This window comes from Nitratireductor alexandrii, assembly GCF_004000215.1.
GTDB classification, from domain to species: domain Bacteria; phylum Pseudomonadota; class Alphaproteobacteria; order Rhizobiales; family Rhizobiaceae; genus Mangrovimarina; species Mangrovimarina alexandrii.
The window spans coordinates 119,339-145,210 of the sequence record NZ_RBVY01000002.1; the positions used below are offsets into that span (position 1 = coordinate 119,339).

The window sequence follows — 25,872 nt, forward strand, 5'->3', positions numbered from 1 at the left end:
CCAATCGATCCAACGGAGCTTCGCATGACCACGATTGCCCAAAACTATTTCGCGCTCGTCATCGAGCGGCTCAACACCGTGATGGAAACCCAGGCCGAAGCCATCGAGGCCGCCGCCGAAATCTGCGCCGAGGCGATTGCCCGCGACAAGCTCGTTTTCACCTTCGGCACCGGCCACGGCTCGTTCGCCGCCATGGAGATGTTCCCGCGCACCGGCACCGTCACCGGCTTCCGGCCGATCGTGGAAAGCACGATGATCTCCTTCCACCGCGTGCTCGGCGACGGTGGCGCGCGCCAGTACCGTTTCATCCACAGCCGCGAAGGCTATGGCGACGCGATCCTGGCCTCGCACCAGCTTGACGGGCAGGACGCCATGCTGATCTTTTCCCATTCCGGCCTCAACGCCGTGACGCTCGACATCGCCGTCGGCGCCAAGGCGCGCGGCATGAAGGTGATCGGCGTGACCTCGGTGCCGCATTCCTCCAGCACGCCCTCGCGCCATAGCTGCGGCAAGCGCCTGTTCGAGCTCGCCGACGTGGTCATCGACACCGGCGTGCCCAAGGGCGACGCGTCGATCCGCATCGACGGTGTGGAGGGCGCGGTGGGCGCCACCTCGACCTCGATCGCGATCGCCGTCGGCCAGGCGATCAACGCCGCCACTGCCGAGAAACTGGCCGGGCGCGGCGTCAAGCCGTTCGTCATGGTTTCGCCCAACACCACCGAAAAGGCCGCCGCCGACGCCCAGAACGACCGCAACTACGCCGAATTGTGGCGCCGCCTGAAGGCGCGCTGAACCGGCGACAGCAACCAATCGGGATAATGACCATGCAACGCGGATTTTTCATCGCCGGGCAATGGCGGTTCTTCGACGATGCCGAGCGTTTCGACATCGCCGAGCCCGCAACCGGCAAACCGGTCGGCACCACGCTGCTGGCCGCCGAGACCCATATCGACCAAGCCGTCGAGGCAGCCGTTGCCGCCGCGCCGGTGATGGCGGAAATGGCGGCCAGCGAGCGCGCGGCGATCCTCGAGCGCACGGCCGCGCTGATGATCGAGCGCGAATACGACATGGCGGTGCTCCTGACCCGCGAGCAGGGCAAGCCGGTCGCCGACAATATCAAGGAGATCCGCTTCGGCGCCGAGGTTCTGCGCTATTATGCCGGCGAGGCGGTGCGCCTCGGCGGCTCGTTGCGGCCGGCCTCGGCGCCGGACATCCGCAATCTGGTGACCCGCCACCCGGTCGGCGTCTGCGCGGCGATCGTGCCGTGGAACTATCCGGTCGACCTTTATTGCTGGAAGGTGGGCCCGGCAATCGCCGCCGGCTGTCCGCTGGTGGTCAAGAGCCCGCACGAAACGCCATTCGCGATCGGCATGTTTGTCGACTGCCTCCACGAGGCGGGCCTGCCTGCAGGCGCGATCGCCGATCTGCCGGGGCTCGGCCCGGTCGCCGGCGCCGCCTTGTCGCGCCATCCCAAGATACGCATGATCTCGGCCACCGCCTCGATCGCGGCCGGCCAGGACATCATGCGCAACGCCGCCGGAAATCTGAAGAAAGTCAGCCTCGAACTCGGCGGCCATGCGCCCTTCATCGTCATGCCCGACGCCGACATCGAGGCGGCGGCCAGGGCCGCCCACCGGCGCGGCTTTTCCAACATGGGCCAGATCTGCATTACGGTGAACCGCATCCTGGTGGCGCGCGAGGTGCATCGCGATTTCGCCGACTGCCTGGGCGCGCTCGCCGAGGCGACCGAACTCGGCAACGGGCTCGAGGACGGCGTCGCTTATGGACCGGTGCTCAATCCGTCCGTCATCCGCCGCGTCGAGGCGCACAAGAAGGACGCGCTCGACAAGGGCGCGACCCTGCTTGCCGGCGGGTTCGCGCCCAAGGACGGCGCCTTCGGCCACGGTCATTTCTATCGCCCCACCGTGATCGACAACGCGCCGCTCGACAGCATGCCGATGAGCGAGGAGACCTACGGCCCGCTTGTCGGGATCGCGCCCTTCGACGGCGTCGAGGACATGCTGGCGATGGCCAACGGGCTCGAATACGGGCTTGCCGCCTATCTCTATGGCGGCGATCTCGGCCGGTTGTGGGCGATCGCCGAAAAGCTGGAATTCGGCGCGATCGGCGTTAACGTCAACGACACCAGCGAGCTGCAGGCGCCGTTCGGCGGCTGGAAGATGAGCGGCATGGGGCGTGAGCTCGGACCGGAGGGCCTCGACGCCTTTCTGGAAACCAAACACCTCAAAATGCGGCTGCCCGCCGCGTTCTGAGGTCGTTGCGCGTTCGAAGCCTGCGTTTGGACACGAGGCGCGGCCGGTTCCGGTCGCGCCTTTTTGTATGCGCGGCCGCGCTCGACTCCGGCCGGTGGGCCTGATTATATGTAAATGCACATAATTGTGACCGGCCGTGCAGAAAGCCCGCCCGGAACAGTCGAGGGAGGATCATCATGAAAAAGCTTCTGGGCGTCGTGGCGACGCTCGCGCTTGTCGGTGCGGGCGGTGCGTTCGCGCAGTCGGACGGCCTGGCCGATGCCGTCGAACGCTCCAAGACGATGGTGCCGAGCCCGCCCTGGGGCGAGGGCGACCAGGTCGGCATGGCCAACGCGCTCGGGCAGGGAACGTGGCTGCGCTGTGCCGCGCACCTGGCCGCGCCGGACGCCAAGGCCTACGAATTGTCGCACGAACGCTCCAACACCATGCCGTTGTCGCCGTTCGGCGTGCCGCTTAAATATGTTTACCGCCCGACGGTCGGCATCCCCGGCACCCTGCACGCCTTCAACGGCGAGCAGGTCGAAAGCGGCGAGCCCGGCGCGCAGGGCACGCAGATGGACGCGCTCGGCCATTTCGCCATCCTGCCCAAGGCCTGGGACGGCCAGGGCGAATTTCCGGCCGGCACGGCGCAGTATTATGGCGGCTACAGCCAGGACGAGGTCAAGCCGGCGCCGGATTCGCCGCTGCTCAAGCTCGGCATAGAGCACGTGCCGCCGATCGTCACCTCGGCCGTTCTGCTGGACGCCAAGGCGCACAATGGCGGCGAGGCGCTGGGCGCCGGCGACCGGGTGACGACTGCCGATATCGAGGCGATGCTTGAAAGCCAGGGGCTGGCCGAGCGCGGCATCCTGCCCGGCGACGTGGTCTACATCCACACCGGCTGGAGCGAGAATTGGCAGGACCCGGCCGGTGATACGCCCTATTACGGCATGGGCCCGGGATTGGCCTATGACGCCGCGCAATATCTGGCCGAAAAGCGCATCGTGTTGCTCGCCCTCGACAATCCCTTTACCGACCCGGTCAACGATGGCGCGCTGCAAGGCAAGGCGGGGCCGCCGGAGGGCGTGCCGGATGGACAGCCTTTCGCCATCCATAGCTTCAATCTGGCCGAGGCCGGCATCCACCAGATCCAGAACGCACGGCTCGGCGACCTGGCGGCCGACAAGGTGTGGACCTCGTGCACAATGATCCTGCCGCTGCGCTCGCGCGGCGGCTCGGGCTCGCCGGTGCGGCCGGTCTCCATCGGCGTACCGGGCGCGTGAACTTGAAAGCGGATAGCGGTTCCTGAAAACCGCGTCGCAACAAGATGATAGACGACGATGGTGATTCACTGCATCACCGTCGTCGTGCAGGAGACGAACCTCAGGGCCGGCGCGGAACGATCCGTGCCGGCTGGCCTGGTGCCTCGTCCTTGGCGATATCGTAATTGTCGAGATTACGGGTCATGCGGCGCACCGCCTTTTTCAGCTCCGCCTTCTCCCGGTCGGAAAACCCCATCACCACGCGCTCGGCATGGGCAAGGCTCATGGCACGCACCTTCTCGTAGGCAAGGCGTCCGTCCTCCGTCATCGATACGGTGACGACACGTCCGTCGGGACCGCCGCGCTCGCGCCGCACCAGCGATTGCTGCTCCATGCGCATCACCAGCCGGCTCAGCGTCGACTGCTCGATCATCGCATAGTCGGCAAGATCGTTGATGGTGACCGCGCGCGCCGAATCCAGCACCGCCAGAACGCGCCAGTCGGAGATGCCGAGGCCGTAGGCGCGCAGGTCGCGGTTCAGCATCCGGCTCATCCGGAAGCCGAGCCGGTTGATGAGATAGGGCAGGATGTTTTCCAGCAGCACGGTCCGCCGGCCGCTGTCCGGCTGCGCGTCCGTCTGTTCCGGTTCCGATCGCTCCCGCATTGAAAATCCTGACTACACCTGACCCACGGGGCTCCGACTAGTCGGCTTTGACGCGCGCCGCAAGCGTGTCACCGGTTTCCGCGAAGGAGCGCACGGTTTCGATGGCGCCGTCTAGGGCGCTGCCGTCTTCGTCCTTCAGCGCGGCCTCGCGCAGCCGGCGCAGCCAGTCGCCGCCGTCGTCGCGCGGCGCAAGCAGCGGCACCGTCGCCAGGACCCGGTCGAATTTCGATAGGCCGCGCTGATGCGTGTCGCTGTACCCCTTGATCAGGCGCCGGCATGCGACGATCTCGACCGCGAGGGCATAGTTTTGCGGCGCCATGTGCAGCGCCTGGGTCAGCCATTCGTCGATATGGGCGGTTTCCTTGGCATGGCGCAACAGCCGCCGCCGCCAGCGGCGCAGTCCGGCGAGCGTAAACAAGACGGTGAACCAGATCAGGGAATCGGTGCGCACGCGCCGGCCGCGATTGACCATCCGGTCGAGCCCGGCGAGCAGGCGCGGCCGCGCCTCGACGAACCGGCCGAGGCCCGCCGGCAGCATCGAACAGACCTCTTCGCCGCGCGGGTGCATGAATTCGGTCACCTGCACGAGCGCGTCCGCGGGCGCTTCGACTTCCCGCCTGATGCGCGTGAAGCGGTCGGCCCGGGTCTTGCGGTCGGCGACGCGGATCACGTCGTCATAGGCCATCGCGTTGGCGACATGCTTGGCCGCCGTGACCGACAGCGCCCATTCCCGGCCATCGGCTCCGGTAGCCTTGTCGACCGCCAGCACCACGTCGAGTCGTTCGAGATAGGCCGCGCCATAGGCGAGATCCTGGAAATCGACCACCTTGGCCAGTCCGCGCGTGGCCATGTCGCGCATGGCATGCGGATAGGCCGCAATCCGCTCGCACAGGTCGCGCCAGCGTTCGAGCAGGTGCGCCGGTCCGCTGGGCGCGGCCATTCCCGCCACCGCCTGCGGCGCATCATCGGCCGCATTGGCCGTTGCGTCCGCATTGCGCGCCCGCTCGAAAGCGGTTTCGAAAGCGCGCAGGCTGGCCTCCACCCCGCGCCCGCCTTTGCGGATCGCGGCCTCGAACGCGGCCCGCTCGAAGGGCAGCGCGCCCGACCCGGCGAGCGCGCCGTACAGGCTCGCCGAAATCATCGTGCCGGCCTCGGCGGCGATCTTGTCCATGTCGAAGCCGATAAACCGCTTGGCCGCCTCCTCGACGGTGGCGAGCACCGTGTCGCCGTCGGCGATGCCGTTGCCGGCGACGATCTTTTCCGAGACGGCGAGCATGCGGTGGGTGGAGGCGATCAGCGTGGTGCGGTCGGGCGTGACCAGGCCGCGCATCACCGCGCGTCCGGCCTCCATCAGTTCGGCGGCGATCACGATGTCGACGTCGCCGGGCGAGGGCATCAGCGCCAGCACCGGCAGCCTGTCGCTGCGCGGCGTCATTTCGATGCTGTAGATCGTGGCGCCGGTGCGCTGGGCGACGCCGGGCACCGAGGTGGTCTGCACCGCATAGCCGCTTTCCTCGGCCGCCTGGACGATCCAGTCGGACAGCACGCCGCCGCCCTGGCCGCCGACGGCCAGGATGGCGAGCTTGACGATGTGCGGATCGGCAATCGGGATTGCCGGGGGCGCGTCGGGACCGATGGCGATGGTCATGCTGCGGCGTCTCCGGCGAAGGTCAGGCGGCGGCGCTGGCGCCAGCCGGCGAGCGCGCGGGTGGCGCGCTGCCGCAGCCGCGTCATGGCACGCTCCAACCGGGTGGGATTGCGGATGACGTCGGCCCGGTAGAAGGAGGGGCACAGCACGGCGGCGTCGGCGACCTCGCCGCAATTGCCGCAGCCCACGCAGGTTTGGTCGATCGCGGCGACGGGATCGTCGCGCAGCGGGTCGTCGAGCGTCTTGACGCTGAGTGAGGGGCAGCCCGACAGCCGCATACAGGCGTGATCGCCCGTGCACACGTCCTCGTCGACGCCGAAGCGCGGCTTGACCACCCGCTTGCCGTCCTTGACCGCCTTGGCCATCAGTGGCTTTTCGCGGCGCTGGCGGTTGAGCATGCATTCCGACGAGGCGACGATCACCTTCGGCCCTTTTTCCGGCGTCGTCAGTGCTTCGGCCAGCGTGTCGCGCATCTTGCCGACATCGTAGGTGCGGTCGATCTGGCGCACCCATTTGACGCCGACCCCCCGGACCGCGTCGGCGATCGGATGGTTGGTCGATTTGGAACGGTTCTCGGCCCTCGACGACAGCACGTCCTGCCCGCCGGTGGCCGCGGAGTAATAGTTGTCGACGATCAGAATGACACCATCGGCCTCGTTGTAGACCGCGTTGCCGATGCTCGACGACAGGCCATTGTGCCAGAAACCGCCATCGCCGATGATCGAGATCGGCCGTTTGCCGCCGCCGCCGTGAAAGGCGGCATTGGAGGCCGGGCCGAGGCCGTAGCCCATCGTGGTGCCGCCGATCTCGAACGGCGGCAGGATCGAGAACAGGTGGCAGCCGATATCGGCGGCGATCTGATGCTTGCCGTGCTCCTGCTCGACCAGTTTCATGGCCGCGAAGATCGGCCGTTCCGGGCAACCGGTACAAAAGCCGGGCGGGCGCTGCGGCACGATCTCGGCCAGCTCCGGCGCGGGCTGCGGCTCCCGTGGGCGGTTCGGCGCCCGGTGCTCGGGCGCCAGCATCCCGGGGCCGTTTTCGCGCAGGAAGCGACCGACGCCGTCGAGCATGACCTGGCCGGTATATTCGCCGGCCATCGGCAGCGCCGTCTTGCCGATCACGCGGGTCGGGGCGCCGCCGGCATGCAGCATGGCGCCGATCGCCTGCTCGATATAGTTGGGCTGGCCCTCCTCGACGACCAGCACCGCGTCCTTGCCGGCGCAGAACGCCGCGATCTCGTCGTCGATCAGCGGATAGGTGACGTTGAGCACATAGAGCGGCACCTCGGTGTCGCCGTTAATGTCGGCCAGTCCCAACCGCTGCAGTGCGCGCACGACGGAATTGTACATGCCGCCCTGCAGTATGATGCCGACCTTGCCCGCCTGCGGCCCGAAAAATTCGTTCAGGCCGTGCTCCTTGATGAAGGCCTGGGCGGCCGGCCAGCGTTTGGCGATCTTTTCCTGCTCGTGGGCGAAGGCGGCCGGCGGCAGGACGATGCGATCCGTCTGGCGGCGCGGAGCGTCGACAGCCTCGCGTACGGTCAGTGGCGGGCGGCGGTTGGCCTTGGTCTCGAACGCGCCATAGAGGTGGCAGGCGCGAATGCGTACCTCCAGCATCACTGGCGTGTTGGTGGCCTCGGAAAGTTCGAACCCGTCCTCGACCGCCTTGACGATCGACGGCAGGTTGGGGCGCGGATCGAGAAGCCATATCTGCGATTTCATCGCGAAGGCGTGGCTGCGCTCCTGCATGATGGAGGAGCCTTCGCCGTAATCCTCGCCGACGATGACCAGCGCGCCGCCGGTCACCCCGCCCGATGCAAGATTGGCGAGGGCGTCGGAGGCGACGTTGGTGCCGACCGTCGATTTGAAGGCGACGGCGCCGCGGATGGGATAGTGCACCGAGGCGGCCAGCATGGCGGCGGCCGCCGATTCCGATGCATTGGCCTCGTAGCGTACGCCGAGCTCGGCCAGAATGTCCTGCGCGTCGGCGAGCACGTCCATCAGGTGGGAGATCGGTGCGCCCTGATAGCCGCCGACATAACCCACGCCGCATTGCAGCAGCGCCTTGGTGATGGCGAGGATGCCTTCGCCATGAAAGGTTTCGCCGTCGCCCAGACGTAGCTTCTCGACTTCCTTGGCGAAGGAGCGTTCAGCCATCGGTACGACCTCCCCTGTGATCGGTAGGAAGAATTATATTCATCTGCATATATTATTGCCTCTCGCGAAGGCCGGGTCAAACCGGTTGCCGGATCGTTTCCGCTCAGCGGCCGAGTTGGGCCGGCAGCCAGGTTCCGAGCGCAGGAAAGGCGAGCACCAGGATCAGTACGATCAGCTTGGTGATCACGAACGGCGTCACCGCGACGTAGATATGGCGCATTTTGATCCAGCTTGGCGACACACCCTGCATGACGAACAGCAACAGGCCGAACGGCGGCGTCAGAAGCGCGATTTCCATGGTCAGCAGATACATCACCCCCAGGATCAAATCGTCGATGCCGACGGCGCGGGCCAACGGCACGAAAACGGGGATGGTGACCATCAACATGCTCACCTGGTCGACGAAGCAGCCGAGAAAAAGCAGGATCAGGATCATGCCGATCAGGATCTGCAGCGACGACAATTCCATCGTCTGGATCAGGTTGATTAGGCCGTTGGTCGCGCCGCTGAAGGACAGGATCTGGCTAAAGGTCTGGCTGGCGGCGATGATGAACAGGATCATCACCGACAGTTTTACCGTTTCCATCACCGCCACCGACAGGTTCTTCAGGCTGAGCGAGCGGTAGCCGGCGCCGGCCGCGACCGCCGCGATGCAGCCGAGCGCGGCCGACTCGGTCGGTGTGGCGAGCCCGGCCAGCAGGCTGCCGATGACGACGACGAAGATGCCCGACAGCGGCAGCACATGGGTGACGAACGGCTTCCACCGCTCCCAGGCCGACATCGGCGGCAGCTCGTCCTGGGGGGCGAGTTCCGGCCGTAGCAGCGCCGACACGACGATGATGGCCACGAAGGCGAGCGACAGGATCAGTGCTGGAACGATGCCGGCGACCAAAAGCCCGGCGATCGAGATGCCGGCCAGGCTGCCGACCAGTACGGCCAGTGCCGAGGGCGGGATCAGCATCGCGATCGCGCCGGAGGCCATGATCGGCCCCAAGGCGAGCGTGGGATGATAGCCGCGCTTGAGCATGGAGGGCAAAAGCGTCGAGCCAAGCATGGCGGTGTTGGCGATGGTCGAGCCGGACAGCGCGGCGAAGATCGTGCCGGCGAATACGGTCACGATCGACAACCGGCCGGGAATACGCGTCACCACGCGTTCGACCGCGTCAATGGCGCTGTGGGCGACTCGCGTCTGGAACAGGATCTCGCCCATCAGAATGAACAGCGGGATCGGCGTGAGCTGAAAGCTGGTGATCGACTGGACCGAGTTGCGTGCCATCTGCACCAGGCCGATCTCGCCGCCGAGAATGACGAACGCGCCGACGAGGTTGACCGCGATGAAGGCGAAGGCGACCGGCAGGCCGGCGGCCAGCAGCGCGACCAGACCGCCGAGCATCAAGAGCAGGATCAATGGCCAATCCATGCGCTAGCGCTCCATGCGGCCGTCGCACGACGCTCGGTCTGAAAGACCGGTCCCGTCCGTCGCGCTGCGCGACGCATTCGCCGCGAACCGAACTTGAATCATTTTGTGCATGAAAGACCCTAAAGCCCTGTCGCGCTGCGTTTTTCGGGGACAGTGCCAATCCTGAGCGCGAAGCCGATCGCTAGCAGCAGGGTGCAGGCTGCCGGTGCGGCGAACGTCATCCATTCGGGTACGACGATGATGCCGCGCACCATCGAGCCGCGCTGCAGGGCGCTCGTCAGGGCCTGCAGCAGATACCAGGAAAACGCGGCCGAGACCCCGGCGCCGACGACGTTCATGACCAGGTCGAGGCGCAGCCGCGTGCGCGTCGGCAACAGCATGACCACCAGGTCGACCGCCACATGGGCATTCTTCATCAACACCCACGGCGCCGCCAGGAAGGTTGCCGCCGCGATGCCGTGCTCGGTCATGTCGGTCAGGCCGTGGATAGCGCTGGTGCAGCACGTCCTCAGCGCCACGTCGAGCGCGATCGCGAGAGCTATGGCGGCGAGAATGGCGCCCGCTGCGATGGCGAGCGCCTGGACCACGATCCGATAAAGCGATGTCAGTGCCCGCATCGGTGCCGATCCGTCGACCGATCCCGGTCAGAAGCAGGCCTTGAGCTTGTCGGCCGCCTCGGCATTGATCTCGGCGATCGCGGCCCAGCCTTCGTCCTGCGCCGCATTCAGCCAGGCTTCGCGGTCGGCGCCGGAGAATTCGATCACCTCGATACCGGCTTCGGCCTGCGCGGCGGCCTCCTTGGCGTTGATGTCGAGATTGTCGGCGTTCTTGGCCTCGATCCACGCGGCCGCCTTTTCCAGAAGCGCCTTTTGCTCGTCGCCGAGCCCGTTCCAGGTGTCGAGATTGACGATCACGTTGACGTCGACCTGATAGAAACCCGGATCGACCCGGTATTTCGTCTGCTCGTCCCAGCCGAGATCGAGCACGCCCTGGATCGGCCAGCCATAGCCGTCGATCGCGCCGCGCTCGAGCGCGGTGTAGACTTCACCCGGCGCGGTGCGCACCAGATTGGCGCCGAGCGCCTTGAACATCGCCTGATAGACCGGCGTGGTGCGGATGGTCAGGCCGTTGAGGTCCGGCTTCTCGATCGGCTTGGTCAGATAGAGGTGGAAATTGACGTTGTCGCCGGTGCGCGCCAGATATTTCACGTTCATCGCCGACTGGTGCATCTCGTCGATGATGTCGTAGCAGCCGTTTTCCCGCTGCTCCTGGATCGTGTTGGTGGCGAGCTTCAACGCGTCGCCTTCCGGCAGCAGGTTTGTGTAGAAGGCGGCGGTGTTGTTGGCCAGGTCGACGACGCCCGAAGACACCGCGTTGCCGAGCTCGAAGGGCGGCACCGCCTCCGGTCCGCCGACCACGTTGATCTGCAGCACGCCCTTGCCGTTTTCGTTGACCCAGTCGACGAAGGCCGCAAACGGCCGCGCGAAGGTCGTTCCGGTCGCGAAGGCGCTCGCCGCCTTCAATGTCACCTCTTCGGCTGCGGCCGAGCCGGCCAGCATCGCGAAGGCGGCGGTCAGTGCGAGTGTCTTTTTCATGCTTTCCTCCCTGCGGTCCGTTTGGACCAAATTATATTCATTTACATATTTGTTAGTGAGGCTCCGCGCGCCCGTCAACCATGCGCGGCGTGTTGCCGGCGAAATTCGCACGGCGCGCGTGTCGTCCGGCCCGGCCGGTCGTGACGCAGGGCGGGGCCTGGCGACCGGGGCAGGGCGGGCCTGTCGGCGGGGCGTGAAGGGCGGTGTGCCGTCTGTCGGTTCAGTCGGTGTCGGGCGCGCGCTTGCGCAAGAGATAGGTGTCCATCACCCAGCCCGCCTTGTCGCGGGCGGTCGCGCGGGCCTGTGAAATCGCATCGGCCTTTTCGCCAAGCGGTCCGGCGATTGCGCTTTCGCTGTCGGTACCCAGATTGGCGCCCCAGTAGATGTCGACATTGTCCGGCGGCACGCCGCGGAAGGCCTGCACGCCGTCGAGCATGACGACGACGCTGTCGGCGTCGGCGGGAAATTTTTCCGACAGGCGTCGGCCGGTGGTGATGTGGACCGGACCGCCGATCGTATTCAACGGAATCCGGTGTTGCGCCGCCAGGGCCTGGACGCTGGTGATGCCGGGAAAGACCTCGTACTCGAAAGCGATGCGGCCGCGCCGCGCCAGGTGGTCGACAATGCGCAGCGTCGAATCGTAGAGCGAGGGATCGCCCCACACGAGCAGCGCCGCGCAGCCGTTCTCGTCGAGTTCCTCGTCCAGCAGCCGTTCCCAGGTCACCCCGATCGCCGCGTGCCAGTCGTCGACGCTTTGCCGGTAGGACGGCTCGGGCTCCGCGCGTTTCGGTACCTCGTAGCCGACCTCGCGCCAGTTCTCGCGGGTCATGAAACGCCGGCAGATCTCGCGGCGCAGTTCGGCGAGCCCGTCCTTGCCCTGTTTGGCTGGGATGAAAACGACCTCGGCCCTGTTCAGCGCCTTGATCGCCTGAACCGTCATCTGGTCCGGGTCGCCGGCGCCGATGCCGATCACAAGAAGGGTGCGCATGATACCAGGTTCTCCGTCTCAGCCGTCGGAAACGCCGGCCTCGGCGAAGGTGGCCATACCCGCGTGACAGGCGGCCGCCGCGTGCAGGATCGTGAGCGCCACGCAGGCGCCGGAAGCCTCGCCGAGCCGCATGCCGAGATCGAGCAGCGGCGACAGCCCGACCGCCTCGAGCAGTCGCCGGTGCCCGGCCTCGGCCGAGACATGGCCGGCGACGGCGTGCGCGAGGCCGCGCGCATGCAATCTTCCAAGCGGCGCGGCGGCGGCGGTGCACACGAACCCGTCCAGAACGACGGGAATGCGGTGATGCCGGGCTGCAAGCGTCGCGCCGAAGATCGCAGCCAGTTCGCGCCCGCCGAGCGCGGCGAGCAGGCCGAGCGGGTCGGCGCGGCGCTCGCCGTGCCGGGCGAGCCCTGCGTCGATCACGGCCGCCTTGCGTTGCAGCCCGGCGTCGTCGACGCCGGTGCCGCGTCCGGCCCAATCGGCGCCGGTGCCGCCGAACAGCGCCGCGGCCAGTGCCGCGGCCGCGGTCGTGTTGCCGATCCCCATTTCGCCGAGCGCGATCAGGTCGGTGCCGGGCGTGACCGCCGCGTAACCGGTCGAGACCGCGGCGAGAAACGCGGCCTCGTTCATCGCCGGAGCTCCGGTGAAATCGACCGTCGGTCTGTCGATTGAAAGCGGCACCACTTTCAGCCCCGCGCCGGCGGCGTGGGCGAGCTGGTTGATGGCCGCGCCGCCGGCGGAGAAATTCGCCACCATCTGTGCGGTCACCTCGGCCGGAAAGGCCGAGACGCCGCGCGCGGTGATGCCGTGCGAGCCGGCGAACACGATCACCTCGACCCGGTCGAGTCGGGGTTTTTCGCGCCCCTGCCAGCCGGCGAGCCATACCGCCATGTCCTCCAGCCGGCCGAGACTGCCGGGCGGTTTGGTCAACTGCCCCTGGCGCGCCCGCGCCGCCTCGTCGGCACCGGGATCGGCTTCGGGCAGGTCGCGGCAGGCGGCCTTGAGATGGGCGAGCGTCGAAAAGCCGTTCATGAAAACTCCCGTGGGCTCAAGCGAGCATGGCGCAGGCGGTCACCAGCACGATGATTTCGCCGCCCTGCTGCAGGGCGCCCAAAACATCGCCGGTGCGTCCGCCGATCTGGCGCATGGCGATCCGCCGCAGACAGAAGACCCACAGCGTGAGCGCCAGGGCGGCCATGACCGCACCGGCAAGGCCCAGCAACAGCAGCGCCACCGCGCCCAACAGGGCGGCGATCTGGACGGTGCGCGTGTCGACGTCGCCGGCGCCGGCCGACAGTCCGTCGTGGCGCGCATTCGGCACTAGGCGCATGAAGGCAGGCAACAGCGCGCGCGAGGCCATGTGCGCGGCGACGAGGCCGGCAAGCGCCTCGCCGGGCGTCACCAGCGCGGCGAGAGCAAGCCAGCGTGCGATCAGGCTGAGTGTGAGCGCGCATACGCCATAGGTGCCGATGCGGCTGTCGCGCATGATGGCGAGTTTTGCCTCGCGCTCGCGTCCGCCGCCGAAGCCGTCCACGACATCGGCAAGCCCGTCCTCGTGCAGGGCGCCGGTGACCACGAGCATCGCACCAAGCGCCACGAGTGCCGCGATGTCGGTGAAAAGGCCGAGCCACAGCGCGACGACGAAGGCCAGCCAACCGGTCAGCGCGACCGCCAGCCCGGCCAGCGGTGCGGCCCACAGGCTTTGCGACAGCGAGCGCCCGGCATCTGTCGAAAACGGAACCGGCAGGCGTGTGAAAAAGCTGAGCGCGGTTGCCATATCGGCCAAAATCTCGTCCGAACGGGGAAGTCCCGCCATTGTCAGGCCCTCGCGATCGCGTGAAAGAACGTGCCCGTGACGGTACCGCGCCGCGCGCCCGATAGGCCGAGCGGATTGCCGGCGCCGTCGGCGATGTCGGCCAGGGCCTCGTCGTCGCCCGCCTGGGTGACGCGCGCGTAATGAAATTCGTGACCGCGCACCGTGTCGCCGGCCCGACCGATGGCGCAGTCGCAACGCAGCCGCGCCTGCCGATAGCCGAGATTGATCTTGCGCTTGGCAAAGCTGGTTTCGTGGCCGAGCAGGCCGAGCATGGCGTGGCCGGCACCGTCGGCATCTTCGATTGCCCGCCCGAGCACCATGAAGCCGCCGCACTCGCCATGGACGGGCCTGGTCGCGGCGAAGGCGTGCATGCCGTCCCTGAAACGGGTGGCCGCGCCAAGTTGGGCGGCGTGCAACTCCGGATAGCCCCCGGGCAGCCAGCACGCATCGGCGGTTTCGTCCGGTGCCTCGTCGGCGAGCGGCGAAAACGGCAGGATGTCGACCCCGTCAGCGTGCCAAGCAGCCAGCACATGCGGGTAGACGAAAGAAAACGCCGCGTCGCGGGCAATCGCGACCCGCTGTCCGGGCGGAGGCAGGTTCGCTGTGGCGTCGCCGTCGGAAGCAGGCGCGAACGGGCCGGCAAGGTCCATGACCCGGTCGAGATCGATCGATTTTTCCATCGTGTCGGCCAGCCGCTCGATAAAGGCGTCGATGGCCGCGTGCTCGCTTGCCTGCACCAGGCCGAGATGGCGTTCCGGCAACGCCATTTCGGGATTGCGGTAGATGACGCCCACCACCTCGATGCCGATATCCTCCAGCGCTTCGCGCACATAGGTCTCGTGCCGGGGACTTGCGACCTGGTTGAGGATCACGCCGGCGATCCGGACCTGCGGGTCGTGGCTGGCAAAGCCGCGCGCGATCGCGGCGGCGGTCTGCGACTGGCCGGACACGTCGAGCACCAGAAGCACCGGCACGCCGTAGCGCCGCGCCAAATCCGACGCGGCACCCGTGCGGCCGGGCTCGGCGCGGATGCCGTCGAAAAGCCCCATCGCGCTTTCCACGATCACCAGATCGCCGCCATGCGCGGCCGTTCCCGTCAGCGCGTCGAGCAGGGCGGGCGGCATCGCCCAACTGTCGAGATTGACGCCGGGTCGTCCCGTGGCGGCCGCGTGGAAGCCGGGATCGATATAGTCCGGTCCGGATTTGGCACCCCTGACGGCGATACCGCGCCGGCTGAGGGCGCGCAGCAGGCCTATGGTGACGCTGGTCTTGCCGGAACCCGAGCGGGCGGCGCCGATCATCAAGGCGCGCGCGGTCATGCGCTTTTGACCAGCTTGACGAACTGACCGAGTTCGGCGCGCATCGACACGATCTCGCCGACCACGATCAGCGCCGGCGAGGCGATGCCGCAAGTGGCCGCCTCGCGCGCGATTGCGGCCAATGTCGACACCAGCACGGTTTCGCCCTCGGTCGTGGCGGCCGCGATCACCGCAGCCGGCGTCGTCGCCGACAGGCCGCCCGCCATCAGGGCCGCGGCAATCGTCTCGAGCCGTCTCAGTCCCATATAGACCACGATCGGCTGGCCGGTGCGGGCGAGCGCCGCCCAGTCGAGATCCTCCGGTTCGCCGGCGGCGTGGCCGGTCGCCAGGATGATCGCCTTGTTCAGGCCGCGCATGGTGGCGGGAATGCCGGCGCTCGCCAGGGCGCCGAAGGCGGAGGTGACGCCCGGCAGGATGCGGAACGGGATTCCGGCCCGGGCAAGCGCCATTGCCTCCTCGCCGCCGCGTCCGAACACGTAGGGGTCGCCGCCCTTCAGCCGCAGGACGCGCTTGCCTCGGCCGGCGAGCGCGATCAACAGCGCGGTGATGTCGTCCTGTGGGGTCGAGGGCTTGCCGCCGCGCTTGCCGACGAAATGCAGGTCGGCATCTTGCGCCGCCTTGAGGATCGACGGGTCGACCAGCGCGTCGTAGACGATCGCGTCGGCCTGGGCGAGCGCGGAAACCACGTCGAGCGTAAGCTGGCCGGCATTGCCCGGGCCCGCCCCGGCAAGCCAGACCTGGCCGACCTTGAACTCGACGATTTCGGGCGCCAGCCGGCCGATCGCGTTCTCGATGCTCATATCGCCTCCCGTCCCCTGAAACGGCGCTGATAGGCCGCGTCGTATAGCGCGCTCTCGCGGAAATCCTCGGCCGCCAGGCCGGGACCGACAAAGATGATCGCCGTGCGTTCGATCGGGTCGTCGGCGATTTGGCGTGCGATTGTGGCGAGGCTGCCGCGAACGATACGCTCCTGCGGCCAACTCGCATGCGCCACCACCGCCACCGGGCAATCGGGGCCGTAGAGCGGGGTCAGTTCCGCCACCACCCGGTCGAGCGCATGGATGGCGAGATGGATGGCCAGCGTGGCGCCGCTCGCGCCGAAGACCTGCAAGCTTTCGCCCGGCGGCATCTTGGAAGCGCGGCCCGAGACGCGCGTCAGCACCAGGCTTTGCGCGACCTCCGGTATGGTCAGCTCGCGCCCGAGCGCCGCGGCGGCGGCCGAAAAGGCCGGCACGCCGGGCGTGAGTGTATAGGCGATGCCCCTTTTGTCGAGCCGGCGCATCTGCTCGGCGACGGCGCTCCACACCGACAGATCGCCCGAATGCAGGCGCGCGACGTCCTGGCCCTTGGCGTGCGCGTCGACGAAGGCGGCCTCGATCTCGTCAAGCGACAAGGGCGCGGTGTCGCGCACCAGCGCGTCCGGCGGACAATGCTCCAGAAGAGCAGGCGGCACGATCGAGCCGGCGTAGAGACAGACCGGACAGCGCGCGATCAGGTCGCGGCCGCGTACCGTGATCAGGTCGGCCGCGCCGGGGCCCGCGCCGATGAAGTGCACCGTCATCGCCGGCCTCCGGCTTGCGCGACGGCGCAGGTCACCGCGCCGAAAATCGTGCGCGGCGCGAGCAGTTTCGCGCCGGGGCCTGCGGCCGCCAGCGCTGCCGCCTCGGCCAGCGAGGACGATCCGCTCGCCTTGCGCGAGGCGGCCGAGCGCGTCACCAGCGCCGGTTCGACGGCGGCGAGCGCCGGCCCGTCGACCAGAACCACCGTCCGCTCGATCCGTGCGCCGGCTTCGCCGATAGCGCGTTCGTCGCGCTTCATTGTCCCGGTCGCAAGCATGTCGGGCATCGTGCCGGACAGCCCGGCCCGTGTCATGCCGGCCTCGACCGCGGCCAGAACGTCGTTGGCCGACACCCCGCGTCGGCAGCCCAAACCCGCCACGATCATGGCTTGCTCCATGTCCATTGCACGATCGGCATGGCCGGCCGCCAGGCCGTCATCGTGCCGACCGCTCCGGCGCGTTCCACCGACAGCCTGGTCAGGGTGCCGCCGTGGCGCACGCGCAATGCCAACAGCCGGGCTTCCATCTCCAGGGTCACCGCGTTTGCGACCAGCCGTCCGCCCGGTTTCAGCGCCTTCATTGCCGTTTCCATCACGCCCGGCAGCGTGCCGCCGCCGCCGACGAAGACCGCATCGGGCGGTTCCAGGCCGGCAAGCGCGTCCGGCGCAGCACCTTCCGCCACTGCGAGCGCCGGCACACCGATGCGCCGCGCATTGTGGCGGATGGTTTCGGCGCGGGCCGGATCGGATTCGACCGCGATAGCGCGCATGGCCGGATCGGCCAGCATCCATTCGATGGCCACCGAGCCGGACCCCGCGCCGACATCCCACAACAATTGGCCGCGCAGCGGGGCCAGCGCCGACAGGGTCAGCGCGCGGATCTCGCGTTTGGTGATCTGGCCGTCATGCACGAACAGCGCGTCGTCGAGGCCGGCGGCGCGCGGCAAAAGCCTGGCATTGGCGTCGGCCACGGGCTCGATGGCGACCAGGTTGAGCGGGTTGATCGTCTCGGGCAGGGCCGCGCCGGCGTTGAGTGTCGTGATCCGCTCCGCCGGGCCGCCGAGCGCTTCCAGCACGGTCATCCGTGATCGGGAAAACCCGTCGGTCCGCAGCAATTCGGCGATCTCTTCGGGGCCGGTCTCGTCCGAGGTCAGCGCCAGGACGCGCCGGCCCGGCTGCAGCAGCGGGCGCAGATAGTCGACCGGACGGCCGTGCAGCGATACCGTATCGACGTCCTGGAGCGCCCAGCCCAGCCGCGCCGCCGCCAGGCTGAACGCCGAGGGCGCGGGCAGCACCGTCATCTCGCAGGCCGGAAGATGGCGCGCCAGCGTTGCCCCGACGCCGTGGCAGAAAGGATCGCCCGAGGCGAGCACGCAGACCTCTTGACCGCGTAGCGCGCAGACCGCCGCCATTGCCGCACCGAACGGCGAAGGCCAGGGGTGGGCGACACCGGCGATCCGACCCGCGGCGAGCTTCAGGTGCCGCCGGCCGCCGAAAACATGTTCGGCCGTCGCGATCGCGCGCAGCGCCTGCGGCGCGAGCCCGTCGAGCCCGTCTTCGCCGATGCCGACGATCGTCAGCCAGCGTTTTTCGGTTGAGCTGATCGGGCGTGGATCGCTAGATGGCATGATGCAGCACCATATCCTGATCCTCGGCGGAACGGGCGAGGCGCGAAATCTGGCCGCGCGGCTCAAGGGTCGATGCCGGCTCACCCTGTCGCTCGCCGGCCGCACCCGCAATCCGCCAGAGCAGCCCGTGCCGGTGCGTGTCGGCGGCTTCGGCGGCGCGGCCGGCCTTGAGGCATGGCTGCGCCGCGAAGGCGTGACCGTGCTGGTCGACGCGACCCATCCCTTCGCCGCGCGCATCACCGCCAATGCCGCCGCGGCCGCGCGCGCCGCCGGTGTTTCCTTGATTGCGCTGCGCAGGCCTGCCTGGCAGCGGCACGAGGGCGATCGCTGGCGCGAGGTCGGCACGGTCGCCGAGGCGGTTGCTGCGCTCGGCACCGCGCCGCGCCGCGTGTTCGTCGCGCTCGGACGCCAGGAACTGGCGCCGCTTCTGTCCGCGCCGCGGCATTTTTATCTCGTGCGCAGCGTCGACCCGGTCGAGCCGCCGCTGGCATTGCCCTCCGTCGCGTATCTGCTCGCCCGTGGTCCGTTCGCCGAGGACGCGGAAGAAGCGCTGTTCCGGCGCTACGGCATCGACGCAGTGCTTGCCAAAAATAGCGGCGGCGATGCGACCTACGCCAAGCTTGCCGCCGCCCGCACGCTCGGCATCGAAAGCGTATTGGTACGCCGGCCGCCGGTTCCCGCAGACGGCATCACCGTCGCGAGCGTGGACGAGGCGGTACGGGCGCTGGCTCATTCCGTGCCCGCCCTTTCCGCAACCGTTTCCGCCGAGCGCGGCGCGTAGACGAGAGCCGGCCGGCCGGGCCGCTCGATCAGCCGCGTTTCGGCCGATCCGACGATGATGCAGGTCGCCATGTCGGCTTTGGCCGGGTCGGCATCGCCGAGCGGCATGACGGTGATGGTCTCGTCCGCCCGCCCGGCCGCGCGCCCGAACACCACCGGCACATGCGCCGGCAGATGCGCGCGCAACAGTTCGAAGGCGCGGCCGAGCTGCCAGGGCCGGGCACGGCTGATCGGGTTGTAGAGCGCGATCACGAACCCGGCCTCGGCCGCCGCCGCCAGTCGGCGTTCCACCAGCGTCCAGGGTTTCAAATTGTCGGACAGGGAGATCGCGCAGAAATCATGGCCGAGCGGCGCGCCGGCCCGGGCCGCGACCGCCAGCATGGCGGTGACGCCGGGCACGACGGTGAGATCGATCGAGCGGTAGCGCGCCGGGCCGGCTTCGATCGCCTCGCAGACCGCTGCCGCCATGGCGAAGACGCCGGGATCGCCGCCCGAAACGACCGCCACCGCGGCACCGCCGGCCGCCATGCCGAGGGCCGCGCGCGCGCGCCAGCTCCTCGCGATTGTCGGAGGCGTGGCGCTGCTGGTCTTGCCGCAGCGAAAGCCGGTCGAGATAGGGTCCGTAGCCGAAAAAATGCCCGGCCTCGGCGATCGCCGCGCTTGCTTCCGGCGTGGTCTGGGCCGGATTGCCGGGTCCGGTGCCGATCACGAACAGCCTGCCGGTCATGCGCGCCCCCGCCAGCCCGGTATCAACACGATGGAAAAATACGGCGCTTGCTCGTCGTCGCCCTTGTCGGCAAGCCGTGTTGCGTGCCCATTTTGCATCGTCGCGCGCTCGACGTAAAAGGCGTTGTCGAGCCGGCCGGCATGTTCGAGTGCGCGGCGGATTTTGGGCAGGTTGCGCCCGACCTTCATGATCACGGCGGCGTCTGTGTCGGAAAGCCGGCGCGCAAGTTCGGCCTCCGCCATCGTGCCGGGCAGCACCGTCAACACGTCGTCGCCCTGGGAGATCGGCAGCCCGGTCTGCGACCATGCGCCGGACATCGCGGTGACGCCGGGGATGATGTCGGCCCGGTAGCGTTCGGCCAGCCGCACGTGCAGATGCATGTAGGAACCGTAAAAGAGGGGATCGCCCTCCGACAGCACCGCCACGGTCTGGCCGGCGTCGAGCCGTTCGGCGACGCTGGCAGCGGCCTGTTCGTAAAACCCGTCGATCGCGCGGCGATAGGCGGCCTCGGTCTTGTCGATCTCGGTCGTGACCGGATAAAGCAGCGCCAGTTCGGCGACGTCCGGCCGCAACAAGTCGGCCACGATGCGCCGCGCATTGGAATTGTTGCCGCGCTTGGCGAAATGCGCCACCACGTCGGCGTTTTCAAGCGCGCGCACGGCCTTGACCGTCAACAGTTCGGGATCGCCGGGACCGGTGCCGACGCCGATCAGTCGGCCTGGGCGGGGAGAGGTCACAGGCCCGCCCTCGCCAGCGCGTTGATGCAGGCCGCCGTCATCGCGCTGCCGCCCAGCCGGCCGCGCACGATCGCATAGGGGATGTCGAACGCGTTCGCCGCCAGCGCGTCCTTGGATTCGGCCGCGCCGACGAAGCCGACCGGCATGCCGATGATGGCGGCGGGTTTCGGCGCGCCGGCCGCGATCATGTCGAGCAGATGAAACAGCGCCGTCGGCGCATTGCCGATCGCCACCAGCGCGCCGTCGAGCCGGTCGCGCCACAATTCCAGCGCCGCGGCCGAACGCGTGTTGCCGATCTGTCTTGCAAGGTCGGGGGTGCGTGCATCGCGAAGCGTGCACATCACGGCGTTGTCGGCCGGCAGCCGTGCCCGCGTCACCCCGTGCGCCACCATTTCCGCGTCGCACAGGATCGGCGCCCCGGCCACGAGCGCGGCCCGCGCGGCTTTGACGAAACCCGGCGCGAAGGAAAATTGCGCGGCCGCCTCGACCAGCCCGCAGGCGTGGATCATGCGCACCGCGACGTCGGCCTCGGCGTCGGAAAACCGGGTCAGGTCGGCTTCCTCGCGAATGATCGCGAAGGAGCGTTCGTAGATCGCGTTGCCGTCGCGGATATAGTCGGTCGTTGTCATGTCGGGTCCCGGCGAAGCCAAGTGGTAAGCGTGGAGGCGTCCTGGCGGGCCAGGAAGGCGGCGGCAGATTCGTTCGTCTTCCTGTGGCGCGCGAAGGCCGCCGTCAAGCGTGCGAATGCGTCGGCTTCTTCTCCGGCCGCGACCTTGCCGCGCATTTCGTATGCGCCGGCCCTGTCGGCGGTCAGCATGCGGGCCGCGTCGCCACCGAGAAGCGTCCAGCCCGGTCGTGCCGGCTGCGCGCAGCGTTTGGCGCAACCCGAAAGATGCAGCCGCATCGAGCCGTCCAGCAGGCCGGCCGCCGCCTCGCTGATCGCGGCTGCGGTCTCACGGGTCCGGTAACGGCCGGCGGCACAGGCCGGCCGGCCGGCACAGGCGACGACCGACAGGCGCGGGTCGCTGGGCTCGACAACGAAGCCGAGTTTTTCCGCAGCCTGCCGCACGGTCGAAATCTTGGCGTCGGCCGGCGCCGGCAACATCAGGCCACGCCCCGGTGCGAAGCGGATTTCGGCAATGCCGGCGCGTTCGGCCGTTGCCGCGAGGCCGGCGAGGGCGTCCGCATGGGCCTGGCCGAAGGCCAGCGCGACGCCCAGGGCGACGCGATCGTCCTTCAGCGCAAACCGGCCGACCGGCAGGGAGGCGGCGGGCGTCCTGGCATCGGTCTCGGCTGCTTCAGCGATGGCGAGGCCGCGCAGCGTGCCTGCAAGCTCGTCGGGCGCGAGATCGCGCCCGCGCGCAGCACCTCCTTTGGCGGCGATCGCCTCAAGCAGCGTCACGATCACAGCGTGGGCGGCCTCGTCCGTCACGATGCCGAGCACCCGCGCGCGCGCCGCCGTGCCGCCGACCGCAAGCCGCCAGGAGTTCGCATCCAGCGCCGTCAGGCGCAGATCGGCGATCAGGTCGCCGAGCGTCAGGACCCCGCCGCCATCGACGATCACCGAAATTTTCGGGGCCAGTTTCGGCGCCAGGCCGGCGGCGGCGATGCCGGCGCGGATCTTTTCTGCCAGCGGGCGCGGATCGGCGGCTTCGCTCGGATCGAGACCGGCGAGCGGCCCGGTTTCGACCGGCACGCCGTCGCGTACGGCGATGCCGAGCCGGTCGACGGCGGCGGCGAAATCGCCGGCCGAACTGGTGGTCAATCCTCGGATCTGCAGGCTGCCGCGCGCCGTCACCTCCATCATCGCGTTGCCGAAGCGCGCCGCGGCCTCGGCAAGGCCGGCAAGCTGGACCGGGCTCACCCCGCCCTGCAAGGGCTGCAGCCGGATAAGCAGCCCGTCGCCGGTTTCCATCGGTACGGCCAGGGACGGGCAGGCGCCGCGCCGCGGGGACGCGTTCATGCCGCCTGCTCCCCGGCGCGTGCTTCCGCGATCAGAGCGGCGAGATCGTCGTCGATGGCGTTGCGGCGCGGATGCCACAGGCCGCGCCGGCGCGCGTCGGCGAAGCGCTGGGCGATCGCGCGCGCGGCGGCCGGGTTTTCCCTGAGCAGGAACGCGCGCACCTGTTCGTCGCCGAGATAGGCCTCGTGCACGGCCTCGATCAGGCTGCCCGGTATCGCCGCCGTGGTCTCGGCAAAACCGACCAGACGATCGACCGTCTCGGCGAATTCGGCCGCTCCGCGCGGGCCATGGCGCATCTGGCCGGCAATGAAGCGCGGATTGACCGCGCGTGCGCGCACCACGCGCGTCACCGCCTCCGCCACCGAACGGGCGCGCGGCCTAGCCGGATCGGTGGTGTCGAGCGCGATCAGGTCGGCCTTGTTGCCGAGCGCGGCCGCGGCTGCGGCGAAACCGCCGATAAAGGCGACGTCGGCCGAGCCCTCGAGAATGTCGCGGCCCGGATCGTCGCCGGTATGGATCAGCAGCGCGGCGTCGGCCACGCGTTCGGCGAAGGCGCCGGGCGCCGCCATGGCCTCGCCCTCGGCGCCGCCGAACGCGTGCGAGGTCGCGTCCAGAAACGCTTGCCCGATCTCGGCACGCTCGGCCCAGGCTCCGCCGGCAAGCAGGCCTTCGATGCCCGCGCCATAGGCGCCGGGCGAGGAGCCGAAAATCCGCTGCGGCCGGGCGCCGCCGCGGCTTGCCTCGGCGAGCGGATTGTCGCCGGCCGCCTCCTCGCGCGCGGCCACCGCGGCGACGGCGGCGTCGAGCAGCGCGATCTGGGTCGCGAACATGTCGCGGAACAGGCCGGAAATACGGAAGGTGACGTCGACGCGTGGCCGCCCCAGGCGCGCCGGCGGCAAGACCTCTATGCCGGTCACGCGGCCCGTGGCGGCGTCCCACTGCGGCCGGCAGCCCATCAGCGCCAGCCCCTGCGCGATCTCCTCGCCGCCGGTGCGCAGGCTGGCGCTGCCCCACAGATCGATCACCAGCGAGCGCGGCCAGTCGCCGTGATCCTGCAAGTAGCGCCGCAGCACTTCCTCGCTGGCCAGCCGGCCGAGTTCGAAGGCGGTCGGCGTCGGCATGGTGCGCGGGTCGGCGGTATAGAGATTGCGGCCGGTCGGCAGCACGTCGGTGCGGCCCCGCGCCGGCGCGCCGGCAGGGCCGGCCGCGACATGGCGCCCGTCGAGGGCTGCGATCAGCGCGTCGCGTTCGGCGCCGGCGCTGTTTTGCCGGATCGGTTCGTCGTCGAGTGCGGCCGCGCGGCCATAGATGTGCAGACCGTCCTTGACGGCGAAATCCTTCAGGTCGCACAGCCAGGCGTCGATCTTCATCAGCGCGGCGTCGGGATCGTCGCCCTCCGCAACGCCGGCTTCCGGGGCAAGACCGTTGCGTGCTGCCATCTCCACGATCAGCCCGGCCAGACGGTCGCGCCGGCGCCGGTCGAGCCCGTCGGCCTGGGCGTATTCGTCGACGAGGCGCTCCAGTTCCTGCTGCTCGGGCGACAGGCTGGCACCGGTTAAAGGCGGTGGCAGGTGGCCGATGGTGACGGCCGCGATGCGGCGCTTGGCCTGGGCTGCCTCGCCCGGATTGGAGACGATGAAGGGATAGATCACCGGCAGGCCGCCGGTCACGATCTCGGGAAAGCAGGCGTTTGACAGCGCCACTGTCTTGCCCGGCAGCCATTCGAGCGTGCCGTGCGCGCCGACGTGGACAAGCGCGTGGCACCCGTGCCGCTCCCGCAGCCACAGCCCGAAGGCGAGCAAGTCGTGGCGCGGCGGCAGGGCCGGGTCGTGATAGTCGGCGCGGCGGTCCTCCGCGCGTCCGCGATCGGGGGCGAGCGCCACCGTGACATTGCCGAACGTCGCGGCGCGAAAGCCGAAATCCTCCGATCCGTCGGCGGGCGAGGGCCCCCACGCCGCCTCCACGGCCACACGCGCGGCGTCGGGCAGGGTTTCGAAATGGCGCGCATAGGTCTTGGCCGACACGGCCTTTTCGCCACGCTCGATCAAGCGCAGCAGCTCGCGCGACGTTTCCGGAATGTTCTTAACGTCATAGCCGGTCGCCTTAAGGTCGGCGAGCATGGCCAGGACACTGCCCGGCACGTCGAGCCCGACGGCGTAGCCGGTGCGCCCGGCCGCGCCCGGATAATCGGGCATCAGGATGGCGATGCGGCGTTTTGCGCGCGGCGTCGCCTGAAGCGCCAGAAAGGCGGCGATCCGGTCGGCGAGACCGTCCACACGGTCGGGCTCGGGCCGGTTGACCTGGCCGCGATAGGCGAGCGCGTCGCCGCTATCGACAGCGTCCTTGAAGGAGATCGCCCCGGCGAGGATACGCCCGTCGAGTTCCGGCAGGACGACATGCATGGCAAGGTCGGCAGGCGCCAGACCGCGCGCGCCGCTCTGCCAGGCTTCGCGCCGCGTCGTGGCGATCACCGCCTGGAACACCGGCACGCCGAGCGCGTCGAACAGCGTTTCGGCGCCGGGCTCCGCACCGCTGGCAAAGGCCGTCGTGGTGACGATGGCGCGCGCCGCCTGCTGCCGCGCCGTATCGGTCACGAAGGCGCGGACCGCCGGATCCTTCAGGCTGGAGACGAACAGCGGCAGGGCAAACATCCCGCGCGTGGCCATCGCCTCGAAAAGCCGGTCGATCGGCGCGACGTCCTCTGCAAGCAGCATCGAACGGTAAAACAGCAGCGGCACTGTCGCCGCGCCGTCCGGCCGCGCGGCCAGCGCGGTCGCGGCGTCGACCGCGCCGTGGCCGGGACAATAAAACCCGGCCTTGGGCAGCGGTGTCGCCGGTTCGACCTCGATGTCGTGACCGGCGTGCATCGCCATCCGGCGCAGCAGCGCGCGCATGTTCGCCGTCCCGCCCTCGCGGAAATAGGCGAGCAGGCCGGCCTGCTCCTCGGCAGCGATCGTCGACAACGCGGCGAGCCGCTCGTCGGTCTCGCGGCACTCGCCCGGCAACAGTGCCAGCGCGATGCCCTTTCGACGCGCGATCTCGGCCAACCGGTCGCAGCCGTAGCGCCACCAGTCATAGCCGCCCAGAAGCCGCACCAGGATCACTTTCGCCCGGGCGGCGACGCTGTCGAGCCACAGATCGACCGACATCGGGTGGCGCAACTCGCGCAGGCTGGCGAGCCTGAGCGACGGCACCGCCTCGCCTTCGGCCCGCCAGGCGGCGGCCAGCGCCGAAAGATCGCTGTCGGTGAACGACAACGCCACCATGTCGGCCGGCGCCTGGCGCAAGTCGACCGGCTCGATCAGATCGTCGAGCGTCGCGGAACTGGTGGCGAGGATGTGCATCGCGCTGCGGGTCGTC

22 protein-coding genes and 1 pseudogene are annotated in these 25,872 nt (G+C 69.0%); 4 read left to right on the forward strand and 19 right to left on the reverse strand.

Features of this window, described 5'->3' with window-relative positions:
• The first annotated feature begins 24 nt into the window (after positions 1 to 24).
• The 3 genes from EP380_RS04250 (at position 25) to EP380_RS04260 (ending at position 3,535) form a co-directional block, all read left to right on the forward strand.
• Positions 25 to 792: a sugar isomerase domain-containing protein gene (locus EP380_RS04250; protein ID WP_106572459.1), complete on the forward strand. Its 768-nt coding sequence runs from the start codon at positions 25 to 27 to the stop codon at positions 790 to 792.
• Between the two features lie 32 nt (positions 793 to 824).
• Positions 825 to 2,273: an aldehyde dehydrogenase family protein gene (locus EP380_RS04255; RefSeq protein ID WP_127596952.1), complete on the forward strand. Its 1,449-nt coding sequence runs from the start codon at positions 825 to 827 to the stop codon at positions 2,271 to 2,273.
• A 176-nt stretch (positions 2,274 to 2,449) separates the two neighbouring features.
• Positions 2,450 to 3,535 (forward strand): cyclase family protein, encoded by a 1,086-nt coding sequence (locus tag EP380_RS04260; RefSeq protein WP_127596955.1) that lies wholly within the window; start codon positions 2,450 to 2,452, stop codon positions 3,533 to 3,535.
• 100 nt (positions 3,536 to 3,635) lie between these two features.
• Here the strand turns inward: EP380_RS04260 and EP380_RS04265 are convergent, their stop codons facing one another.
• The 14 genes from EP380_RS04265 to cbiE form a co-directional block, all read right to left on the reverse strand.
• Positions 3,636 to 4,178, reverse strand: coding sequence for a MarR family winged helix-turn-helix transcriptional regulator (locus EP380_RS04265; RefSeq protein ID WP_106572457.1), 543 nt, complete (start codon positions 4,176 to 4,178; stop codon positions 3,636 to 3,638).
• A gap of 37 nt (positions 4,179 to 4,215) precedes the next feature.
• Positions 4,216 to 5,826 carry an indolepyruvate oxidoreductase subunit beta family protein gene (locus tag EP380_RS04270; protein WP_127596957.1) on the reverse strand — a complete coding sequence of 537 codons (1,611 nt, stop codon included), beginning with the start codon at positions 5,824 to 5,826 and terminating at the stop codon, positions 4,216 to 4,218.
• A complete protein-coding gene (locus EP380_RS04275; RefSeq protein WP_127596959.1) occupies positions 5,823 to 7,982 on the reverse strand; it encodes a thiamine pyrophosphate-dependent enzyme in 2,160 nt (719 codons plus the stop codon). Before EP380_RS04275 ends, EP380_RS04270 begins: the two co-directional genes overlap by 4 nt.
• 103 nt (positions 7,983 to 8,085) lie before the next feature.
• Complete coding sequence (locus EP380_RS04280; RefSeq protein ID WP_127596961.1) at positions 8,086 to 9,402, reverse strand: TRAP transporter large permease; 1,317 nt, start codon at positions 9,400 to 9,402, stop codon at positions 8,086 to 8,088.
• A 119-nt stretch (positions 9,403 to 9,521) separates the two neighbouring features.
• Entirely contained in the window at positions 9,522 to 10,019 is a 498-nt protein-coding gene (locus tag EP380_RS04285; protein WP_127596963.1) for a TRAP transporter small permease, read from the reverse strand.
• A 27-nt stretch (positions 10,020 to 10,046) separates the two neighbouring features.
• Complete coding sequence (gene dctP / locus EP380_RS04290) at positions 10,047 to 10,997, reverse strand: TRAP transporter substrate-binding protein DctP (protein ID WP_127596965.1); 951 nt, start codon at positions 10,995 to 10,997, stop codon at positions 10,047 to 10,049.
• 220 nt (positions 10,998 to 11,217) lie between these two features.
• Positions 11,218 to 11,985 carry a precorrin-6A synthase (deacetylating) gene (gene cobF / locus EP380_RS04295; RefSeq protein WP_106572451.1) on the reverse strand — a complete coding sequence of 256 codons (768 nt, stop codon included), beginning with the start codon at positions 11,983 to 11,985 and terminating at the stop codon, positions 11,218 to 11,220.
• 18 nt (positions 11,986 to 12,003) lie between these two features.
• Entirely contained in the window at positions 12,004 to 13,017 is a 1,014-nt protein-coding gene (gene cobT / locus EP380_RS04300; RefSeq protein WP_127596967.1) for a nicotinate-nucleotide--dimethylbenzimidazole phosphoribosyltransferase, read from the reverse strand.
• Positions 13,018 to 13,033: 16 nt separating this feature from the next.
• On the reverse strand, positions 13,034 to 13,801 hold the full coding sequence (gene cobS / locus EP380_RS04305; protein ID WP_127596969.1) for an adenosylcobinamide-GDP ribazoletransferase: 768 nt from the start codon (positions 13,799 to 13,801) through the stop codon (positions 13,034 to 13,036).
• Positions 13,802 to 13,803: 2 nt separating this feature from the next.
• A complete protein-coding gene (locus EP380_RS04310; RefSeq protein WP_127596971.1) occupies positions 13,804 to 15,120 on the reverse strand; it encodes a cobyrinic acid a,c-diamide synthase CobB in 1,317 nt (438 codons plus the stop codon).
• Positions 15,117 to 15,920, reverse strand: coding sequence for a uroporphyrinogen-III C-methyltransferase (gene cobA / locus EP380_RS04315; protein ID WP_127596973.1), 804 nt, complete (start codon positions 15,918 to 15,920; stop codon positions 15,117 to 15,119). Before cobA ends, EP380_RS04310 begins: the two co-directional genes overlap by 4 nt.
• Complete coding sequence (gene cobM, locus EP380_RS04320) at positions 15,917 to 16,681, reverse strand: precorrin-4 C(11)-methyltransferase (RefSeq protein ID WP_127596975.1); 765 nt, start codon at positions 16,679 to 16,681, stop codon at positions 15,917 to 15,919. The genes cobA and cobM overlap by 4 nt, the downstream gene beginning before the upstream one ends.
• The gene (locus tag EP380_RS04325) at positions 16,678 to 17,064 is read right to left on the reverse strand and encodes a cobalamin biosynthesis protein (protein WP_164749758.1); all 387 of its coding nucleotides are present in this window, start codon (positions 17,062 to 17,064) and stop codon (positions 16,678 to 16,680) included. Before EP380_RS04325 ends, cobM begins: the two co-directional genes overlap by 4 nt.
• A complete protein-coding gene (gene cbiE, locus EP380_RS04330; protein ID WP_127596979.1) occupies positions 17,061 to 18,305 on the reverse strand; it encodes a precorrin-6y C5,15-methyltransferase (decarboxylating) subunit CbiE in 1,245 nt (414 codons plus the stop codon). The genes EP380_RS04325 and cbiE overlap by 4 nt, the downstream gene beginning before the upstream one ends.
• Before the next feature lies 1 nt (position 18,306).
• Here cbiE and EP380_RS04335 point away from each other — a divergent pair, with 1 nt between their 5' ends.
• Positions 18,307 to 19,086 (forward strand): cobalt-precorrin-6A reductase, encoded by a 780-nt coding sequence (locus EP380_RS04335; protein ID WP_127597523.1) that lies wholly within the window; start codon positions 18,307 to 18,309, stop codon positions 19,084 to 19,086.
• On the opposite strand, the pseudogene EP380_RS04340 reads toward EP380_RS04335, so the two are convergent.
• From EP380_RS04340 to cobN, 5 genes and pseudogenes are all read right to left on the reverse strand, one after another.
• A pseudogene (locus EP380_RS04340) lies at positions 19,035 to 19,812 on the reverse strand (precorrin-3B C(17)-methyltransferase). The gene EP380_RS04335 and the pseudogene EP380_RS04340 sit on opposite strands and share 52 nt — an antisense overlap.
• On the reverse strand, positions 19,809 to 20,549 hold the full coding sequence (locus EP380_RS04345; RefSeq protein WP_106572441.1) for a precorrin-2 C(20)-methyltransferase: 741 nt from the start codon (positions 20,547 to 20,549) through the stop codon (positions 19,809 to 19,811). The pseudogene EP380_RS04340 and the gene EP380_RS04345 overlap by 4 nt, the downstream one beginning before the upstream one ends.
• The gene (locus tag EP380_RS04350) at positions 20,546 to 21,178 is read right to left on the reverse strand and encodes a precorrin-8X methylmutase (RefSeq protein ID WP_127596981.1); all 633 of its coding nucleotides are present in this window, start codon (positions 21,176 to 21,178) and stop codon (positions 20,546 to 20,548) included. The genes EP380_RS04345 and EP380_RS04350 overlap by 4 nt, the downstream gene beginning before the upstream one ends.
• Positions 21,175 to 22,512 (reverse strand): precorrin-3B synthase, encoded by a 1,338-nt coding sequence (gene cobG, locus EP380_RS04355; protein WP_127596983.1) that lies wholly within the window; start codon positions 22,510 to 22,512, stop codon positions 21,175 to 21,177. Before cobG ends, EP380_RS04350 begins: the two co-directional genes overlap by 4 nt.
• Positions 22,509 to 25,856, reverse strand: coding sequence for a cobaltochelatase subunit CobN (gene cobN / locus EP380_RS04360; RefSeq protein WP_127596985.1), 3,348 nt, complete (start codon positions 25,854 to 25,856; stop codon positions 22,509 to 22,511). Before cobN ends, cobG begins: the two co-directional genes overlap by 4 nt.
• Between the last annotated feature and the right edge of the window lie 16 nt (positions 25,857 to 25,872).

What these genes read in the sequence shown, in the direction of transcription:
- EP380_RS04250 (WP_106572459.1), top strand. Translation starts at nt 25, where the DNA reads ATGACCACGATTGCCCAAAACTATTTCGCGCTCGTCATCGAGCGGCTC.
- EP380_RS04255 (WP_127596952.1), top strand. Translation starts at nt 825, where the DNA reads ATGCAACGCGGATTTTTCATCGCCGGGCAATGGCGGTTCTTCGACGAT.
- EP380_RS04260 (WP_127596955.1), top strand. Translation starts at nt 2,450, where the DNA reads ATGAAAAAGCTTCTGGGCGTCGTGGCGACGCTCGCGCTTGTCGGTGCG.
- EP380_RS04265 (WP_106572457.1), bottom strand. Translation starts at nt 4,178, where the DNA reads ATGCGGGAGCGATCGGAACCGGAACAGACGGACGCGCAGCCGGACAGC.
- EP380_RS04270 (WP_127596957.1), bottom strand. Translation starts at nt 5,826, where the DNA reads ATGACCATCGCCATCGGTCCCGACGCGCCCCCGGCAATCCCGATTGCC.
- EP380_RS04275 (WP_127596959.1), bottom strand. Translation starts at nt 7,982, where the DNA reads ATGGCTGAACGCTCCTTCGCCAAGGAAGTCGAGAAGCTACGTCTGGGC.
- EP380_RS04280 (WP_127596961.1), bottom strand. Translation starts at nt 9,402, where the DNA reads ATGGATTGGCCATTGATCCTGCTCTTGATGCTCGGCGGTCTGGTCGCG.
- EP380_RS04285 (WP_127596963.1), bottom strand. Translation starts at nt 10,019, where the DNA reads ATGCGGGCACTGACATCGCTTTATCGGATCGTGGTCCAGGCGCTCGCC.
- dctP (WP_127596965.1), bottom strand. Translation starts at nt 10,997, where the DNA reads ATGAAAAAGACACTCGCACTGACCGCCGCCTTCGCGATGCTGGCCGGC.
- cobF (WP_106572451.1), bottom strand. Translation starts at nt 11,985, where the DNA reads ATGCGCACCCTTCTTGTGATCGGCATCGGCGCCGGCGACCCGGACCAG.
- cobT (WP_127596967.1), bottom strand. Translation starts at nt 13,017, where the DNA reads ATGAACGGCTTTTCGACGCTCGCCCATCTCAAGGCCGCCTGCCGCGAC.
- cobS (WP_127596969.1), bottom strand. Translation starts at nt 13,801, where the DNA reads ATGGCGGGACTTCCCCGTTCGGACGAGATTTTGGCCGATATGGCAACC.
- EP380_RS04310 (WP_127596971.1), bottom strand. Translation starts at nt 15,120, where the DNA reads ATGACCGCGCGCGCCTTGATGATCGGCGCCGCCCGCTCGGGTTCCGGC.
- cobA (WP_127596973.1), bottom strand. Translation starts at nt 15,920, where the DNA reads ATGAGCATCGAGAACGCGATCGGCCGGCTGGCGCCCGAAATCGTCGAG.
- cobM (WP_127596975.1), bottom strand. Translation starts at nt 16,681, where the DNA reads ATGACGGTGCACTTCATCGGCGCGGGCCCCGGCGCGGCCGACCTGATC.
- EP380_RS04325 (WP_164749758.1), bottom strand. Translation starts at nt 17,064, where the DNA reads ATGATCGTGGCGGGTTTGGGCTGCCGACGCGGGGTGTCGGCCAACGAC.
- cbiE (WP_127596979.1), bottom strand. Translation starts at nt 18,305, where the DNA reads ATGCCATCTAGCGATCCACGCCCGATCAGCTCAACCGAAAAACGCTGG.
- EP380_RS04335 (WP_127597523.1), top strand. Translation starts at nt 18,307, where the DNA reads ATGCAGCACCATATCCTGATCCTCGGCGGAACGGGCGAGGCGCGAAAT.
- EP380_RS04350 (WP_127596981.1), bottom strand. Translation starts at nt 21,178, where the DNA reads ATGACAACGACCGACTATATCCGCGACGGCAACGCGATCTACGAACGC.
- cobG (WP_127596983.1), bottom strand. Translation starts at nt 22,512, where the DNA reads ATGAACGCGTCCCCGCGGCGCGGCGCCTGCCCGTCCCTGGCCGTACCG.
- cobN (WP_127596985.1), bottom strand. Translation starts at nt 25,856, where the DNA reads ATGCACATCCTCGCCACCAGTTCCGCGACGCTCGACGATCTGATCGAG.